Source organism: Mycolicibacter sp. MU0083 (genome assembly GCF_963378075.1).
GTDB lineage: Bacteria > Actinomycetota > Actinomycetes > Mycobacteriales > Mycobacteriaceae > Mycobacterium > Mycobacterium kokjensenii.
On the sequence record NZ_OY726394.1, the window covers coordinates 731,807 to 747,152 of the forward strand.

Below are 15,346 nucleotides of genomic sequence, written 5' to 3' on the forward strand. Positions count from 1 at the left end.
ATGGGTGTACCTGTTTACCGCCGGATCCTGGAACTGTTCGAGGCCGAGGGCGTCAACACGATCTTCGGCATCCCCGACCCCAACTTCGTGCACATGTTCGTCGAGGCCGAGCAGCGCGGCTGGTCGGTGGTGGCGCCGCACCACGAGGAGAGCGCCGGATTCATGGCCGAGGCCGCCTCGCGGATGACCGGCCGTCCCGGGCTGTGCATCGGCACGCTGGGGCCGGGTGTGGCCAACATCGCCGGGGCGATGATGTGCGCCAAGGTGGAGAACTCCCCGGTGATCTTCCTCGGCGGCCAGCGGGCCCGCATCACCGAACGCCGGGTGCGACGCGGCCGCATCCAGTTCGTCCGCCAGGAAGAACTCTTCACGCCGTCGGTCAAATACAGCGCCTCGATCGAGTACGCCGACCAGACCGACGAGATCGTGCACGAGGCGATCCGCCGGGCCATGTCCGGCACCCCGGGCCCGGCCTACATCGAGTACCCGTCGCACGTCATCCTCGAAGAACTCGACGTCGCCGCCCCGGCCGAACCGCACCGCTACCGGTTGGTCAACCAGCGTGCCGGTGCCGCCGAGGTCGCACAGGCCGCCGAGCTCATCCGCAACGCGGCCAGCCCGATCCTGCTGGTCGGCCACGGCGTACACACCTCGCGCAGCGCGGCCGCGGTCGCCGAACTGGCCGAGCTGATGGCCTGCCCGGTGATCCAGACCTCCGGCGGCACCGCGTTCATCCCCGGCCTGGAAGACCGCACCTTCCCCTACGGGTTCTCCACCGCGGCCGTCGAAGCGGTCGCCGGCTCGGATGTCTGCGTGGCGCTGGGCACCGAACTCGGCGAACCGGTGCACTACGGCACCACCCGGCACTGGGCGGACCGCAACGCCGACCGCAAGTGGATCTACGTCGAGCAGGACCCGCTGGCGATCGGGGTGAACCGGCCGATCGATGTGCCGCTCGTCGGCGATCTGCGCGGCATCGTCCCGCAGCTGGTCGAAGCGCTCAAGGGCAGCCCGCGTGCCGCATCGGTGGACCTGGACCGGTGGGTCAAACAGGACGCCGACCAGCTGGCCGAACTCGCCGACACCGCGCCGTCCGGGCGCAGCCCGGTGCACCCGGCGCGCTACGTCGTCGAGGCCACCAAAGCATTCCCCGCCGACGGCATCATGGTCCGTGACGGCGGCGCGACGGTCATCTTCCAGTGGACCTATTCGCAGGCCAAGCCGCACGACGTGATGTGGAACCAGAACTTCGGTCACCTGGGCACCGGGCTGCCCTACGCCGTCGGCGCCTCGGTGGCCGAGGGCGGCAAGCGGCCGGTGATGCTGCTGACCAGCGACTCGGCCTTCCTGTTCCACATCGGCGAGCTGGAGACCGCCGCCCGACTGGGTCTGCCGCTGGTCTGCGTGGTGGGCGTGGACCACCAGTGGGGCCTGGAGGTCGGGGTGTACAAGCGCACCTTCGACCAGCCGTCCCCGCAGCCCGGCGTGCACTGGGGCAAGAACGTGCGGTTCGACAAGATCGCCGAGGGCATGGGCGCCCGCGGCGAGTACGTCGACGACGAAGCGCAGATCGGGCCGGCCATCGAGCGGGCCTTCGCCGCCGGCGGGACCGCGGTCATCCACGTGGCCATCGACCCGAAGGCCAACTCCGAGGAGATGCCCAACTACGACGAATTCCGCACCTGGTACGCCGAGGGAACCCAGTAAACGAGAATGTTATTCTCGTTTCCGACTAATCGCGTGCATGAGGTGATGGACTGGAGGAAACCATGTCCGGCGGAATGAACTTCGGGCTGACCGAGGACCAGCAACTGATCCGGCAGTCGGTCGCCGAGTTGGCGTCCAAGTTCGACGACCACTACTGGATGGCCAAGGACCAGGCGCACGAATTCCCGCAGGAGTTCTACGACGCCATCGCCGGCGGCGGCTGGCTGGGCATGACCATCCCCGAGGAGTACGGCGGCCACGGCCTGGGCATCACCGAGGCCACCATCCTGGCCGAGGAAGTGGCGCGCTCCGGCGGCGGCATGAACGCCGCCAGCTCGATTCACATGTCGATCTTCGGCATGCAGCCGGTGGTGGTCTTCGGCTCCGACGAGATGAAGGCGGAGACCCTGCCCCGCATCGTCAGCGGCGACCTGCACGTCTGCTTCGGCGTCACCGAACCCACCGCCGGACTCGACACGTCCCGGATCACCACCTTCGCCAAACGCGATGGCAGCGACTACGTCGTCAACGGCCGCAAGGTGTGGATCTCCAAAGCACTGGAGTCCGAGAAGATCCTGCTGCTGACCCGCACCGAATCCCGCGACGACGTGGAGAAGCGCGGCGGCAAGCCCACCGAGGGACTCACGCTGTTCCTCACCGACATCGACCGCGACCACGTCGACATCCGCCCGATCACCAAGATGGGCCGCAACGCGGTCTCCTCCAACGAGGTGTTCATCGACGATCTGCGGATCCCGGCCGAACACCGGATCGGCGAAGAGGGCAAGGGCTTTAACTACATCCTGCACGGGCTCAACCCGGAACGGATGTTGATCGCCGCCGAGGCGCTCGGCATCGGCCGGGTCGCACTGGACCGCGCCGTCAAATACGCCAACGAGCGGGTGGTCTTCGACCGGCCGATCGGCATGAACCAGGGCATCCAGTTCCCGCTGGCCGACTCGCTGGCGCGGCTGGATGCCGCCGAGCTGATCCTGCGCAAGGCCACCTGGCTCTACGACAACGGCAAGTCCTGCGGCCGGGAAGCCAACATGGCCAAATACCTGTGTGCGGATGCGGGTTTCGGCGCCGCCGACCGGGCGTTGCAGACCCACGGCGGGATGGGCTATTCGGAGGAGTACAACATCTCCCGGTTCTTCCGGGAGTCGAGGTTGATGAAGATCGCCCCGGTCAGCCAGGAGATGATCTTGAACTTCCTCGGTGCGAACGTCCTCGGCCTCCCGAAGAGCTACTGATGGCCGGCTACTTCGATCTGAGCGGGCGCGCTGCGGTGGTGACCGGTGCGGCCGGCGGCATCGGTTCGGCGGTGGCGGCCGCACTGGCGCAGGCCGGGGCGGCGGTACTGGTCACCGACGTCGACCCGGACGCGGCCGCGGCGGTCGCGGCACAGCTCACCGCGGCCGGGCACCGGGCGGCCTCGGCGGGACTCGACGTCACCGACCGCGGCTCGGCCGACGCCGCTGCCGCGGCGGCCGCCGAACTCGCCGACGGCAAGATCCACATCCTGATCAACAACGCCGGCGTCACCCGCCCGGCGATGTTCGACAAACTCACCGAGGAGTCGATGCGACTGCTGCTCGACGTACACACCGTCGGCGCCTTCAACTGCACCCAGGCCGTGCTGCCCTATGTCCCCACCGACGGCACCGGGCGCATCGTCAACGTCACCTCGGCGGCCGGGCTGACCGGCACACTCGGGCAGGTCAACTACTCGGCCGCCAAAGCGGCGCTGATCGGCTTCACCAAATCGCTGGCCCGCGAACTGGCCACCAAGCGGATCTGCGTCAACGCGCTGGCGCCGCTGGCGGCCACCCCGATGACCGAGACGATCCGCACCAATGAGAAATTTGCGGCCAACATGATGAACCGCATCCCGATGAAACGCTGGGCCGAGCCGGCCGAGGTCGCCGGCGCGTTCGTGTTCATGGCCTCCGATGCCGCCTCGTACGTCACCGGGCAGGTACTGCCGGTCGACGGCGGCATGGTGATGTGATGGCGGCGCGGCAGAGCGCGCCGTTGGCCGGTGTCACCGTGGTGGCCCTGGAACAGGCGGTCTCGGCACCGATGTGTACCCGCGCCCTGGCCGATTTCGGAGCCCGGGTGATCAAGGTGGAGAACCCCGACGGCGGCGACTTCGCCCGCTACTACGACGACGTCGTCGAGGGCCAGGCCGCACACTTCGTCTGGTGCAACCGGGGCAAGGAATCGCTGACCCTGGATCTGAAGAGCGACGCCGGCCGCGACGTGCTGCACCGGTTGCTGGACCGCGCCGACGTGCTGGTGTCCAACCTCGCGCCCGGCGCCACCGCCCGACTGGGGCTGTCGGTCGAGCAGATGGCCGTCCGGCACCCGAACGTGATCGCCGTCGAGATCGACGGCTACGGCGCCGGCGGCCCGCTATCGCACAAACGGGCCTACGACCTGCTGGTGCAGGCCGAATCCGGGGTGTGCTCGGTGACCGGAAATCCCGGCGCCCCGGCCAAACCCGGCCCGCCGATGGCCGACGTCACCACCGGTCTGTATGCGGCGCTGTCGATCATGGCACTGCTGGTGGAGCGCAGAAGCGCTGATGCACAAGCCGATTCGCCCGCGCCGTCGGTGACCGTCAGCCTGTTCGACACCATGGCCGAGATGATGGGCTACCACCTGACCTACGCCCGGCACTCCGGCATCGACCAGCAGCCGCTGGGCATGAGCTCCCCGGCGGTGGCCCCCTACGGCGCCTACCCGACCGGCGACGGGCACACCGTGGTGCTGGGCACCACCAACGACCGGGAATGGCAGCGGCTGGCCCGGGAACTGTTGGGCCGCAACGACCTCGCCGACGACCCGCGCTTCACCGGCAACGCCGACCGGGTGGTCAACCGGGCCGTCCTGGACGAGGCGATCGCCGCCTGGTGCGCGCAGAACACCCTGGCGCACATCCAGGATGCCGCCGATGCCGCCGGGATCGGCAACGCCCGCTACAACACCCCCAGCGATGTGCTGGCGCATCCGCAGCTGTCCGAGCGGGACCGGTGGGACACCATCGACACCCCGAACGGCCCGATCCCGTCGCTGCTCCCGCCGCCGGTGATCTCCGGCTACACCCCACCGATGGGGGCGGTCCCCGGCCTGGGCGCGCACACCGACACCGTGCTGGGCGAGCTGGGTTTCACCGACACCGAGATCGCCGCCCTGCACGGACAGGGCGCGGTCGGGAAGGCCGGACACCGATGACCGCCGACGAACCGGTGCTGCTGCGCACCGACCGCGACGGGGTGCGGACCCTGACCCTGAACCGGCCCGCCCGCAAGAACGCGATCAACCCGGTGCTGTGGCGCCAACTGCGCGACGCACTGCGGGCCGCCGCCGACGACCCCGACCTGCGGGCACTGGTGATCACCGGCGCCGGCGGCGCATTCTGCTCCGGCGCCGACATCGGCACGCCCGACGAGGTGCACCCGGTGGAGAAGCTGCGGCGGCTCTCCGATGTGGCGCTGGCTCTGCACGAGCTGACCATCCCGACCATTGCGAAGGTGGCCGGCGTCGCGGTAGGGGCCGGCTGGAACCTGGCGTTGGGCTGCGACCTGGTGGTCGCCACCCCGGAATCGACGTTCTGCCAGATCTTCTCCAAACGCGGGCTCTCCATCGATCTGGCCGGCTCCTGGCTGCTGCCCAAACTGGTCGGCCTGCAACAGGCCAAGCGGCTGGCCCTGCTCGCCGAGACCATCGACGCCGCCGAAGCCCAGGCGCTGAACCTGGTGACCTGGGTGGTGGGCGCCGGGGAGATCGACGGCTTCGTCGACGACCTCGCCGCACGCTTGGCCGCCGGCCCGCCGCGGGCGCTCGCGCAGACCAAGGGACTGCTCAACCAGGGCGTCGATGCCACCTTCGCCGAAGCGCTGGCCAACGAATCACGGGCCCAGATCGTCAATTTCGCCGGCACCGATGCCGCCGAGGCCTACGCGGCGTTCGCCGAGAAACGCGCGCCGCGCTTCACCGGCGGATGGCCGCCGAAGACAACGAGATCGGAGTAGACAGATGCGAGCAACGGTGATCGTCGGGGCCGTCCGCACCCCCGTCGGCAAGCGCAACGGCGGACTGGCCGGCGAGCACGCCGCGGACCTGTCCGCGATCGTGCTCAACGAACTGATGGAGCGCACCGGCACCGACCCCGACGGCGTCGACGACGTGATCTGGGGCTGCGTCTCACAGGTCGGCGACCAGTCCTCCAACGTGGGCCGGTACGCGGTGCTGGCCGCCGGCTGGCCCGAGCACGTCCCGGCCACCACGGTCAACCGGGCCTGCGGCTCCAGCCAGCAGGCGCTGGATTTCGCCGTGCAGGCGGTGATGTCGGGTCAACAGGACGTGGTGGTCGCCGGTGGGGTGGAGGTGATGAGCCGGGTGCCGTTGGGGGCGGCCCGCGCCACCGGGGAACCCTACGGACCCAAAGCCCTTGCCCGCTATGACGGTTTCGTGTTCAACCAGGGCATCGGCGCCGAGATGATCTGCGAACAGTGGGGTTTCGACCGCACGCAGGTCGATGACTATTCCGCGCGTTCGCACTCCCGGGCCGCCGCCGCCCAGGACGCCGGGGCGTTCCGCGACCAGATCGTGCCGGTGGCCACCGAGGGCGGCGTGGTGGACGCCGACGAGGGCATCCGCCGAGGCACCACCGTGGAGAAGCTGGCCGGGCTCAAGCCATCGTTCCGCGACGACGGCATGATCCACGCCGGCAACGCCTCGCAGATCTCCGACGGCGCCGCAGCGCTTTTGGTGATGAGCGAGGAGGAGGCCGCCCGCCGCGGGCTGACCCCGCTGGTGCGCTACACTGCCGGCGCGGTGACCGGTGCCGACCCGGTGCTGATGCTCACCGGGCCGATCCCGGCCACCGCCAAGGTGCTCAAGCGTGCCGGACTGGGCATCGACGACATCGGGGTCTTCGAGGTCAACGAGGCGTTCGCGCCGGTGCCGATGGCGTGGCTGGCCGACACCGGTGCCGACCCCGCGCGGCTCAACCCGCTCGGCGGGGCGATCGCCCTGGGGCACCCGCTCGGGGCATCGGGGGCGGTGCTGATGACGCGGATGATCCACCACATGCGCGACAACGGGATTCGCTACGGCCTGCAGACCATGTGCGAGGGCGGCGGCACCGCCAACGCCACCATCGTCGAACTGGTCGGTTGACCCGACCGCACCGCTAGGGAGACAGCGACATGCGCCGCGATCTGTTCACCGACGACCACGAAGCGTTCCGGGAACTGGCCCGTGACTTCATCGAGAAGCACGTGGTGCCCGAATACCCCGGCTGGGAGAAGGCCGGCCGGATGCCGCGGGAGGTCTTCGAGCACCTCGGTTCACTCGGGATGCTCGGCGTGGCGATCCCCGAGGAGTACGGCGGTGGCGGCACCGACGACTACCGCTACAACGTGGTGCTGCAGGAGGAAGCGGCGCGCGCCCTGGTCACGCTGTCCACGGTGCGGACCCAACTCGAGGTGATCCTGCCGTACTTCCTGCACTACACCAACGACGAACAGCGGGCGCGCTGGTTCCCCGGGATGGCCGCGGGCAAGCTGCTGACCGCGATCGCGATGACCGAACCCGGCACCGGATCGGACCTGGCCGGGATGCGCACCACCGCGGTGCGCGACGGCGATCACTACGTCCTCAACGGGGCCAAGACGTTCATCACCGGCGGCATCCAGGCCGACCTGGTGATCGTGGTGGCCCGCACCTCCACCGACCCCGACAACCGGCGGGCCGGGTTGACCCTGCTGGTGGTCGAGGACGGTATGCCCGGATTCGAGCGGGGCCGCGAACTGGACAAGATGGGCTGCAAGGTCCAGGACACCGCCGAGTTGTCCTTCACCGACGTCCGCGTCCCGGTGGCCAACCGGCTCGGCGAGGAGGGGGAGGCCTTCCGGTATCTGGGGCACAACCTGGCCCAGGAGCGGCTCACGGTGGCGGTCGGGTCGGTCGCCCAGGCCCGGTCGGCGCTGCTGGCCACCATCGACTACGTCAAAGAACGCAACGTGTTCGGTTCGCCGGTCGCGTCGTTCCAGAACACCAAGTTCGAACTCGCGGCGGTCTCCACCGAGATCGAGGCCGCCCAGTGCCTGCTCGACAAGGCGGTCGCCGAGCACGTCGAGGGTGTGCTCTCGGCTGCCGACGCCGCCCGCACCAAACTGTTCTGCACCGAGATGCAGGCGAGGGTCATCGACCGTTGCCTGCAGTTGTTCGGCGGTTACGGATACATGATGGAGTACCCGATCGCGCGGCTGTACACCGACGCCCGGGTGGCCCGGATCTATGCCGGGACCAGCGAAGTCATGAAGATGATCATCGCCAAGTCGCTCGGTCTGTAAGGCTTTGTGAAGCCGTAACGAAAAATTCTTCGATGAGACCCTTGTCACAACAGCCCTAACCAACCTACTGTGTGTTCACTTGGTTGGTTGATCGAAGGAGTCCGGTGACCTCACCCCGGCCGTACGCCACACTCCTCGCCAAAGGCGAGGACCGCAGGCAGCGGATTCTGTTGGCGGCCGAACACCTGCTGTCGCGCAACGGCTGGCGCAACACCTCGCTGGCGCAGATCGCGCGCAACGCCGGCGTCAGCGCCGCCGGACTGCTGCACCACTTCGCGTCCAAGGAGCACCTGCTGCACGCCGTGCTCGACGCCCGGGACGCCGACGACGACATCCACGCCGACCGCAGCGGTGACCTCATCGAGGAGATCCAGCGGGTGGCCCAGCGGTTCACCCGCGCACCCGAACTGGTCGGCACCTTCACCGTGTTGCTCGCCGAGAACGTACTGCCCGAAGCGCCGCTGCACGACCGGATGCTGAACCGGTACCGCGCCGCGCTGGAGATCGTCGCCGACCTGATCCGGCGCGGCATGGACGACGGCCGGTACCGCACAGACATCAACGCGACCGCCAAGGCCGCGGAGATTATCGCCTTTATCAATGGAATGGAGATGTCATGGCTGCTGGATCCATCAATTCCCCTGACCGAAGTGTTCGAGGGGTACGCGGAAACGCTGGCTCGCGACTTCGCGCCGCAGGTGGAGGGCGCGCAGCTGTGAGCGAGGCGGGGGAGCAGGACATGCGCTACCGGTTCGACATCGTCGGGCGCAGCGTCGTCGACGTGGTGATGGCCGCCGGCGGATGGCTCTACGACCGCGCCACCGCGGGCTGGGATGTCACCGTGATGATCGACGGTGCCGAGGACACCCGACCGTTGCAGATCCTGGGGGCCAAGGTGCTCGACCTGGCCTCGGTGCTCACCCAGTGGGAGCACTGGCCGCACCCGCAGACCATCGCGGTCTGTTCGGAGATGTTCGACGGCCACGCCCGGATCCGCCAGGGCGTTATCGACGCCCTCGAGCACAGCGAGACCGAGGTGACGCTCTGGGGTGACGTGCCCGCCGAACTGCACAGCGACGTCGACGCCCGCCATCACCGGCTCAGCGCCGCCGCCCGCGCCTTCAAGGCGCAGGCCCTGCGGGCCGCCGGCATCGACCCGACCGCCTCGCAGGCCTGGGACGCCCACATCGAGACGTTCCGGTGTGGACCGGCCGCGGGTACCTCGGTAGCCGCCGACCTGAGCCCGGCCAGCTGAAGCGGGCCGGCGACACCACGACCGACATGACGGCCGATCCGCTGGCACGCTCCCTGGTGCTGGTGACCGACTACCGGGTGCCGGACCCGGCCAGGGTCTGGCCGGTGCTGCAGCGGTCCCGCGAGGCCATGGCCCACCTGGGTGCCCACCGGGTACTGGTCTACACCTCGACGGTCGATCCGGGCCGGGTGCTGGCGGTCATGGCGCTGCACGCCGAGCAGCCGGTGGTCGACATCCTGCGCGACGAGGCGTTCATGGCCTGGTTCGACGCCGTCGGCGTCAGCGACATCCCCGCGGTGTTCGCCGGGGAACTCGTGGAGCGCATCGACCTGGCCGACCATGACCCCACCCAACCGCCGGCGGTCGTGGTGGCCGCGGTCGCCGAAGTCGCCGACACCCGGGCGCTGCGCGCCCACGTGCATGCCACCGAGGAGCACTTCGTCGCAGCGGGCATCCGCAAGGTGCTGATCTTCCAGGCCTTCGACAACCCGGGCGAGGTGTTCATGCTCCAAGAGGCCACCGAGGAGACCGGTGCCGGTCGCTGGATCGACGAACCCGCGTTCGCCTCCGACTGGATCACCAGGGCCGGCGTCGGGATCTACCCACCGGTGTTCGTCGGCCGGCTGGCGCACCTGATGCGCATCGACGACGAACCCGAACCCGAACCCGCCGGCGAACCGGCGAGCTGACTCCGGTTAGTCGCTGGCCGGCAGCGGCTTGGCTTCCTTGATGCTCAGCGGCACGGTGCCGACACTGAGCGTCCCGGCGCCGGCCTTGGTCACCAGCACCTCGGCGCCGGCGTCGTCGACGTAACGCTTGCCCATCACCGCACCGGCGGAGAACTCCGGATCCAGCACGGCGTCGCCGGCGGCCTCGGAGTCCAACGGCACCATCGGGGCGCCGCCGGCCCGCAGGTCATCGAGGCTGTCGGAGGTCTTGACGACGATGACCTGGGTGTCGCACACCTGGCTCTTCAGACGGGTACCGGACTTGATCATTGCGCCCCTTCGGCATTCACGGTTTGCAGTTCTTCGTCGAGTTCAGCGACCAGCTCGCGGCGGAGCACTTTGCCGGTCGGGGTGGTCGGCAACTCCGACCGGAAGACGATCCGGTCCGGGGTGCGCGATCCACGCAACTGCTCCCGAACATACTCGCGCAACACGGCGGGATCCGGCGACGCACCGGGCGCCGGCACCACGCACGCGACGATGATCTGCCCCCACTCCGGATCCGGCGCGCCGACCACGGCGACCTCACGGACCTCCGGGTGCTCGACCAGCACGTCCTCGATCTCGGCGGGGGCGATGTTCTCCCCGCCCCGGATGATGGTGTCGTCGGAGCGCCCGACGATGAACAGATAGCCCTCGTCGTCGAGCACCGCCAGGTCGCGGGTGGGGAACCAGCCGTTCGCGTCGAGCACCGATCCGATACCGGTGTACTTGCCCGACACCTGCTCGCCGCGCACATACAACTCACCGGGCTGCCCCGGCTCCAGCACCCGGCCCTCGTCGTCACGGATCTCGGCCTCGATGCCCGGCACCGGGCGGCCGACCGACCCCAGCCGCTTGCGCACGGCCTCGTCGTCGGAGGCATAGGCGTCCCGGTGGTCGTCGGGGGTCAGCACCGCGACCGTCGAACTGGTCTCGGTCAAGCCGTAGGCGTTGACGAAACCCACCTCCGGCAGCAGATCCAGCGCCCGGCGCACCAGCGGCAGCGCCACCTTGGAGCCGCCGTAGGCCAGGTTGCGCAGGCTCGGCAGCGGGGTCGGGCGGGCCTCGAGTTCGGAGACGATGCGCTCCAGCATGGTCGGGACCACGGTGGCGGTGGTGACCGACTCGGTGGTGACCAGCCGGATCCATTCCGAGGGACTGAACCGGCGCAGATAGACCATCTTGCGGCCGGCGTAGAGGTTGCTCAGCGCCGCACCGACACCGGCGATGTGGTACGGCGGCACGCAGATCAACGCGGCATCGCTCGGGTCGGCGGAACCGAACTCGACGGTGCCGGTCACGTAGCTGGTCAGGTTGTTGTGGGTCAGCTCAACGGCTTTGGGCTTGGACGTGGTGCCGGAGGTGAACAGCACCACCGCCACGTCGTCGGGGTCCGGCCACTGCACCGCCGGGGCGGTGGTCCGGGCGCGGGCGCAGAAGTCCTCGGAGTCGACGACCGCGACCCCGATGTCGCCGACGACATCGCGGTACTCCTTGTCGACCACCACCAGCGGCTGGGGTAGGCGCTCGATCAGCTCCCGCAGCGCCTGGCCGCTGAGCCGGTAGTTCAGCGGTGCGAAGGCCCGCCCGGCGCGTGCCGAGGAGAACAACAGCAACGGCAGCATGTCGCCGCCCATCCCGACGTAGGCCACGCTGCCCGCGCCGGTCTCCTCGATGACTCCCGCCCCGGCGTCGGCCAGGGCGTTGAGTTCGGTGGTGGTGTAGCGCGCCGTCTCGGAGACCACCGCGACCCGGTCCGGGTCGGCGGAGACCGCCATCTCCAACAGCAGCGAGATACTCACCGTTGCGCCCTCAAAACCGACATGAGAACGACATTATCATTTTCCGGTAGTTTCGCTATCGTGCGGGCCGCGGCGAATCCGCCGCTGGGTACGCTGACGGGCGACATGATCGCCACGGTCGACCTCGACGATCCCGATTCTCCCGCCGCCGCGGTACCCGGCGCCGGGATCGTCATCGCGACCGGAACCCGGTTCGACACCGCGCACGCCCGGCACCTGCTGTCACGAGTCACCTGCACCCTCACCGAGACCGACACCACCGATCCCCGGGTGATCACCGTCGCCTCGGTACCCGACGCGCTCGCCGAGATCACCGAGCGGTGCCGGCAGTGGCCGCAGGCGTCGGCGATCTGCGACGACGTGCTGCGTGCCGTGGACCCGGCCGCCCCGGCCTTCGCCGGGGTGATCACCGAATCGCTGGCCTACTCGGTGCTGCAGGCCGGCCCGGAGTTCGCCGCCTGGCTGGCCGCCCGCGGCCCGGCGTCCGTGCCGGCGGCCGCCGAGCCCATGCTGCTCGACCGCGATGGCGACACCCTGCACCTGCGGTTCAACCGCCCGCAACGCCACAACGCCTTCGACAACGCGACCCGGGCCGTGCTGCTCGACGGACTGGCCGTGGCCGCCGCCGACACCGCGATCGATCAGGTGGTGCTCAGCGGGATCGGCCCGTCGTTCTGCAGCGGCGGCGACCTCGCCGAGTTCGGGAGCTTCACCGACGTGGCCGCCGCACATCTGGCCCGCACCCGGCACAGCCCCGCGCTGGGGTTGGACGCGCTCACCGCGCGACTCGGGGCCCGCTGCCGCGCCGAGATCCACGGACAGGTGCTGGGCAGCGGCCTGGAGATGGCCGCCTTCTGCGGGCGGGTGACCGCGGACCCCGCCACGGTGGTGGGCCTTCCCGAACTGAGCCTGGGCCTGATACCGGGGGCCGGCGGCACCGTCAGCGTCACCCGCCGCATCGGCCGGTGGCGCACCGCGTATCTGATCCTGTCCGGCCGCACCCTGGACGCGCAGACCGCGCTGGACTGGGGCCTGATCGACGAGATCGCGGTCCTTAGATGATTCCGGCGGCGGTGCGGGCCCGCGCCGAGCAGACACTGCGCCGCTTCACCACGGCGACCGGCGTCGCCGCCGACGCCGGGCAGCTGTTGGCCGGGCGGGCGGCGCTGCTGGGCTGGGCGAGCCGCGGGCGGGTCTCGGCCGGGGGCGCCACCCGACTGCTGGCGGCGGCCGACGGATGGTGGGCGCTGACGCTGTCGCGGCCCGACGACCTCGAAGCGGTACCCGCCCTGATCGAAGCCGACTGCACCGAACCGTGGGCGGGCGTCGCCGCGTGGGCGGCCGGGCGGCGCGCGGTCGAGGTGGTCGCACGGGCCCGCCTGCTCGATCTGCCCGCCGCGGTGCTGGGCGAGACGGTTGCCGCGGCACCGGTGATCCGGCGGGTGGGTGCGGCCGGGCCGGGCGGTTCGCTGCGCGGGGCACTGGTGGTGGACCTGACCTCACTGTGGGCCGGGCCGCTGTGCGGGCAACTGTTGGCCCGGGCCGGAGCGACCGTGGTCAAGGTGGAGAGCCCGTCGCGCCCGGACGGCACCCGCAACGGTCCGGCCGCGTTCTTCGACTGGATGAACAGCGGGAAACTTTCCTGCGCACTGGATTTCGATCGGGATCATGCGATGCTGGCCCGGCTTCTGGCCGCCGCAGACGTGGTGTTGGAGGGGTCGCGGCCGGCCGCGCTGGCCCGTCGTGGACTGGGTCCGCTGGACGTTGCGGACCGGCCCGGACGGGTCTGGCTGCAGATCACCGCCCACGGTGCCGACTGCGGCTACGTCGGGTTCGGTGACGACGCCGCGGTCGCCGGGGGACTGGTGGACCGAGACGGTGGCGGCGACCCGGTGTTCTGCGGCGACGCGATCGCCGACCCGCTGACCGGGATCGAAGCGGCTGCCGCCGTCGCCGATTCGCTGGCCCGCGGCGGCGGTGAGCTGATCACCCTCGCCCTGGCCGAGGTTGCAGCCGAATACACCGCCCTGCCCGCGATCTGCTCGACGGCGCAGCCCGCGGTGTCACCGCCGCGGGTCACGGCGCCGGGCCCGGTGCTGGGCGCCGACAACGCCCGGATCGCTGAACTCCTAGCGCGGGCGGGCGCCCCGTGCTGATCCGGCGTGCGGTCCTGCCCGGCGGGTCGTGCGTCGACATCCGGCTCGGCGACACCATCGAACAACTCGCCCCGGCGCTGGCCGCCCAACCCGGCGAAGACGTCGTCGACGCCCACGGCGCCACGGTGATCCCCGGCCTGCACGACCACCACGTGCATCTGCGATCGGCTGCGGCCGCACTGGAATCGGTGCGCCTGGGTCCACCGCAGGTGCGGACCCTCGACGAACTGGCCGCCGCGCTGCGGGCCGCCGTGCCCGACGCCGACGGTTGGGTGCGCGGCTACGGCTACCACGAATCGGTCGCCGGGGAACTCGATGCCGCACTGCTGGAACGGCTTTCGCCGCAGATTCCGGTGCGCGTGGCGCACCGCAGCGGTGCGCTGTGGGTGCTCAACACCACCGGGCTGGTCCGTGCCGGCCTGACCGACCGCCCGGACGGGCGACTGCTGCGTGCCCACGGCGATCCGGCACCGGCACTGCCGCCGCGCGAACCCCCGTTGGCGGTCTGGAGTCGGCGACTGGCGGCCTACGGCGTCACCGGCATCACCGAGGCCACCCCCGGGCACACCGACGCCGACATCGCCAGATTCGCCGCGGCCCGCCGGAGCGGAGAACTGCTGCAGCGACTGCACTGCCTGGCACCCGCCGGTACCGCCGCAGCGCCCGGAGTCAGCATCGGGCCCGTCAAGATCATCCTCGACGACGACCGACTGGACCTGGAAGAATTGACAGAAGCGTTGTCTGGCAACCATTCTCGGGGTCACGGCGTGGCGGTGCACTGCGTCACCGACGCCCAGTTGACCGTCGCGATCGCCGCCTGGCAGGCCGTCGGCACCCACCCGGCGGACCGCATCGAACACGCCGCGGTGGTACCCGAGGACCGGCTCGCCGACCTGGCCGCGCTGGGCATCACCGTCGTCACCCAACCGAACTTCGTCGCCGAACGTGGCGACGAGTACCTGGCCGGCATCGCACCCGAACACCACCACGAACTGTGGCGGCTGGCGTCGTTGCAGCGCAACGCGATTCCCGTCGCACTGTCCACCGATACCCCGTTCGGCGACGGCGATCCCTGGGCAGCCATGCGTGCCGCGGTGCACCGCAGCACCCCCGGCGGTGCGGTCCTGGGGCCCGGCGAGCGGATCGCCGCGAGCGCCGCGTTGCACGGGTTCACCGGGTGGGCCGATCGGCCCGCCGTACCGCGCCGCGTCGCCGTCGGGGAACCCGGTGACCTCTGCCTGCTCGACGGTGACCCGGCCGCCCTCGGCGCCGCTCCGGTGCGGCTAACCGTTGTCGCCGGTGCCGTGGTGCACGACGGTCGGTAGCCTGGCTAGATAGTTTGCGAACAACG

The 15,346-nt window shown here is 70.2% G+C and carries 15 protein-coding genes; 13 read left to right on the plus strand and 2 right to left on the minus strand.

Translation table 11 applies throughout. From position 1 onward, the window contains the following. The 10 genes from RCP38_RS03435 to RCP38_RS03480 all read left to right on the plus strand — a co-directional run bounded on the left by RCP38_RS03435 (position 1) and on the right by RCP38_RS03480 (position 10,016). Complete coding sequence (locus RCP38_RS03435) at positions 1-1,707, plus strand: thiamine pyrophosphate-binding protein (protein WP_308475622.1); 1,707 nt, start codon at positions 1-3, stop codon at positions 1,705-1,707. A 62-nt stretch (positions 1,708-1,769) separates the two neighbouring features. Continuing rightward, positions 1,770-2,960, plus strand: a complete 1,191-nt coding sequence (locus tag RCP38_RS03440; protein ID WP_308475623.1) for an acyl-CoA dehydrogenase family protein — start codon at positions 1,770-1,772, stop codon at positions 2,958-2,960. Continuing rightward, complete coding sequence (locus tag RCP38_RS03445; protein ID WP_308475624.1) at positions 2,960-3,718, plus strand: SDR family NAD(P)-dependent oxidoreductase; 759 nt, start codon at positions 2,960-2,962, stop codon at positions 3,716-3,718. The genes RCP38_RS03440 and RCP38_RS03445 overlap by 1 nt, the downstream gene beginning before the upstream one ends. Beyond that, the gene (locus RCP38_RS03450; RefSeq protein WP_308475625.1) at positions 3,718-4,944 is read left to right on the plus strand and encodes a CaiB/BaiF CoA transferase family protein; all 1,227 of its coding nucleotides are present in this window, start codon (positions 3,718-3,720) and stop codon (positions 4,942-4,944) included. The genes RCP38_RS03445 and RCP38_RS03450 overlap by 1 nt, the downstream gene beginning before the upstream one ends. Then, positions 4,941-5,744 (plus strand): enoyl-CoA hydratase/isomerase family protein, encoded by an 804-nt coding sequence (locus tag RCP38_RS03455; RefSeq protein WP_308475626.1) that lies wholly within the window; start codon positions 4,941-4,943, stop codon positions 5,742-5,744. The genes RCP38_RS03450 and RCP38_RS03455 overlap by 4 nt, the downstream gene beginning before the upstream one ends. A 4-nt stretch (positions 5,745-5,748) precedes the next feature. After that, positions 5,749-6,894, plus strand: coding sequence for a thiolase family protein (locus RCP38_RS03460; protein WP_308475627.1), 1,146 nt, complete (start codon positions 5,749-5,751; stop codon positions 6,892-6,894). Between the two features lie 29 nt (positions 6,895-6,923). Next, positions 6,924-8,072 carry an acyl-CoA dehydrogenase family protein gene (locus tag RCP38_RS03465; protein ID WP_308475628.1) on the plus strand — a complete coding sequence of 383 codons (1,149 nt, stop codon included), beginning with the start codon at positions 6,924-6,926 and terminating at the stop codon, positions 8,070-8,072. Between the two features lie 104 nt (positions 8,073-8,176). After that, positions 8,177-8,791, plus strand: coding sequence for a TetR/AcrR family transcriptional regulator (locus RCP38_RS03470; protein WP_308475629.1), 615 nt, complete (start codon positions 8,177-8,179; stop codon positions 8,789-8,791). A 20-nt stretch (positions 8,792-8,811) separates the two neighbouring features. Next, on the plus strand, positions 8,812-9,327 hold the full coding sequence (locus RCP38_RS03475) for a hypothetical protein (RefSeq protein ID WP_308477040.1): 516 nt from the start codon (positions 8,812-8,814) through the stop codon (positions 9,325-9,327). Positions 9,328-9,353: 26 nt separating this feature from the next. Further along, entirely contained in the window at positions 9,354-10,016 is a 663-nt protein-coding gene (locus RCP38_RS03480) for a fatty-acid--CoA ligase (protein WP_308475630.1), read from the plus strand. 6 nt (positions 10,017-10,022) lie between these two features. On the opposite strand, the gene RCP38_RS03485 is transcribed toward RCP38_RS03480, so the two are convergent. Both RCP38_RS03485 and RCP38_RS03490 read right to left on the minus strand, forming a co-directional pair. Then, positions 10,023-10,325, minus strand: coding sequence for a hypothetical protein (locus tag RCP38_RS03485; RefSeq protein WP_308475631.1), 303 nt, complete (start codon positions 10,323-10,325; stop codon positions 10,023-10,025). After that, the gene (locus tag RCP38_RS03490) at positions 10,322-11,839 is read right to left on the minus strand and encodes a class I adenylate-forming enzyme family protein (RefSeq protein ID WP_308475632.1); all 1,518 of its coding nucleotides are present in this window, start codon (positions 11,837-11,839) and stop codon (positions 10,322-10,324) included. Before RCP38_RS03490 ends, RCP38_RS03485 begins: the two co-directional genes overlap by 4 nt. A gap of 105 nt (positions 11,840-11,944) precedes the next feature. Here RCP38_RS03490 and RCP38_RS03495 point away from each other — a divergent pair, with 105 nt between their 5' ends. The 3 genes from RCP38_RS03495 to RCP38_RS03505 are packed head-to-tail and all read left to right on the plus strand — an operon-like array spanning position 11,945 to position 15,320. Then, complete coding sequence (locus tag RCP38_RS03495; RefSeq protein WP_308475633.1) at positions 11,945-12,901, plus strand: enoyl-CoA hydratase/isomerase family protein; 957 nt, start codon at positions 11,945-11,947, stop codon at positions 12,899-12,901. Then, complete coding sequence (locus tag RCP38_RS03500; protein WP_308475634.1) at positions 12,898-13,995, plus strand: CoA transferase; 1,098 nt, start codon at positions 12,898-12,900, stop codon at positions 13,993-13,995. Before RCP38_RS03495 ends, RCP38_RS03500 begins: the two co-directional genes overlap by 4 nt. Next, a complete protein-coding gene (locus RCP38_RS03505) occupies positions 13,989-15,320 on the plus strand; it encodes an amidohydrolase family protein (RefSeq protein ID WP_308475635.1) in 1,332 nt (443 codons plus the stop codon). The genes RCP38_RS03500 and RCP38_RS03505 overlap by 7 nt, the downstream gene beginning before the upstream one ends. Positions 15,321-15,346 lie beyond the last annotated feature (26 nt).

What these genes read in the sequence shown, in the direction of transcription:
- RCP38_RS03435 (WP_308475622.1), top strand. Translation starts at nt 1, where the DNA reads ATGGGTGTACCTGTTTACCGCCGGATCCTGGAACTGTTCGAGGCCGAG.
- RCP38_RS03440 (WP_308475623.1), top strand. Translation starts at nt 1,770, where the DNA reads ATGTCCGGCGGAATGAACTTCGGGCTGACCGAGGACCAGCAACTGATC.
- RCP38_RS03445 (WP_308475624.1), top strand. Translation starts at nt 2,960, where the DNA reads ATGGCCGGCTACTTCGATCTGAGCGGGCGCGCTGCGGTGGTGACCGGT.
- RCP38_RS03450 (WP_308475625.1), top strand. Translation starts at nt 3,718, where the DNA reads ATGGCGGCGCGGCAGAGCGCGCCGTTGGCCGGTGTCACCGTGGTGGCC.
- RCP38_RS03455 (WP_308475626.1), top strand. Translation starts at nt 4,941, where the DNA reads ATGACCGCCGACGAACCGGTGCTGCTGCGCACCGACCGCGACGGGGTG.
- RCP38_RS03460 (WP_308475627.1), top strand. Translation starts at nt 5,749, where the DNA reads ATGCGAGCAACGGTGATCGTCGGGGCCGTCCGCACCCCCGTCGGCAAG.
- RCP38_RS03465 (WP_308475628.1), top strand. Translation starts at nt 6,924, where the DNA reads ATGCGCCGCGATCTGTTCACCGACGACCACGAAGCGTTCCGGGAACTG.
- RCP38_RS03475 (WP_308477040.1), top strand. Translation starts at nt 8,812, where the DNA reads ATGCGCTACCGGTTCGACATCGTCGGGCGCAGCGTCGTCGACGTGGTG.
- RCP38_RS03480 (WP_308475630.1), top strand. Translation starts at nt 9,354, where the DNA reads ATGACGGCCGATCCGCTGGCACGCTCCCTGGTGCTGGTGACCGACTAC.
- RCP38_RS03485 (WP_308475631.1), bottom strand. Translation starts at nt 10,325, where the DNA reads ATGATCAAGTCCGGTACCCGTCTGAAGAGCCAGGTGTGCGACACCCAG.
- RCP38_RS03495 (WP_308475633.1), top strand. Translation starts at nt 11,945, where the DNA reads ATGATCGCCACGGTCGACCTCGACGATCCCGATTCTCCCGCCGCCGCG.
- RCP38_RS03500 (WP_308475634.1), top strand. Translation starts at nt 12,898, where the DNA reads ATGATTCCGGCGGCGGTGCGGGCCCGCGCCGAGCAGACACTGCGCCGC.